Genomic DNA, 1,110 nt, shown 5'->3' on the forward strand with positions numbered 1-1,110 from the left:
TATTGATCAGAAACTCATGGGGTTCTCGTTCAAGACGTAGCGGACGTGCGGGCCGCCGAAGTAGCCGCGGACGATGTGCGGCTGACGCTGGCGTCTGCGGAAGAAGCGGCGGGTCTCGGCGGCGAGTTCGGCCTGGTTCCGGGCTCGGTGTTGCTTGGGCAGGCTGTGCTTGAGGTCGGCGTTGACCAGCTCGTCGGGGTTCAGCTCGGGCGAGTACGGCGGCAGGAAGTGCAGCTCGATGTCGTCAAGGTGGGCGGCGAGCCAGTCGCGGACCTTCCTGGAACGGTGGGCGGAGTGCCCGTCGACGACGAGATGGATCTTGCGGTCGAAGTGGCCGGCCAGCCGGTCCAGGAAGCGGCACATCACCTCGGCGGTGAAGCTCTCGGCGAAGACCATGAAGTGCATCCGGCCCTTGGTGCTGATCGCGGACATCGCGTTCACCGAGAACCGGTTCCCAGTCCGCCGCACGACGGGCGTCTTCCCCTTCTCTCCCCAGGTGCGGCCGGTGACCTGGTCGGATCGGATGCCGACCTGGTCGGCGAACAGGACCTCGCCGCCGTCCTTCCTCGCCTTCGCCCGGATCGCCGGCCAGGTCTCCTCGTGCCAACGGCGCACGGCCTCCGGGTCCTGCTCCACGGCCCGCTTGTCCGGACGCTGGAAGGACAGCCCCCACCGCTTCAGGTACTTGCCCACCCCCGGTTCTGTCAGCCGCACCCGGTACAGCTTCGCGATCAGGTCACCGATCAGCCGCCGCGTCCACAACTGCCCGCTCAAGCCCACGTCGCAGGGCCGGTGATCGAGGACCGCCTGCCGCACAGCGGCCTGCTCGGCCTCCCCGAGCACCTGGTGCACCCCGACCGGCTTGCCCCGCGGCTGCATGACCAGCGCCTCCCGCCCGCCGGCCTGCCACTTCGCCCACCAGATGTCGACCGCCTTCAGCGACACCCCGAACACCGCCGCCACGTCCTCACGGTCCCGCCCCGCCACCAACGCGGCCACCGCCCGCAGCCGAAGGGCCTCCTGCGCCGACGGCGACAGATGCCGCGCGTCCCCCACCAGATCGCTCACACCCCACCAACGACCCAGAACCCGAATCGTTTCGGATCAATA

The 1,110-nt window shown here is 69.0% G+C and carries 1 protein-coding gene; it reads right to left on the reverse strand.

Annotated elements, in window-relative coordinates; all coding sequences use genetic code 11:
* Positions 1-6 precede the first annotated feature (6 nt).
* Positions 7-1,008 carry an IS630 family transposase gene (locus BJP40_RS09350; protein ID WP_079171046.1) on the reverse strand — a complete coding sequence of 334 codons (1,002 nt, stop codon included), beginning with the start codon at positions 1,006-1,008 and terminating at the stop codon, positions 7-9.
* Positions 1,009-1,110: the final 102 nt, after the last annotated feature.

It is taken from the genome of Streptomyces sp. CC53 (genome assembly GCF_001865245.1).
Classification (GTDB): Bacteria; Actinomycetota; Actinomycetes; order Streptomycetales; family Streptomycetaceae; genus Streptomyces.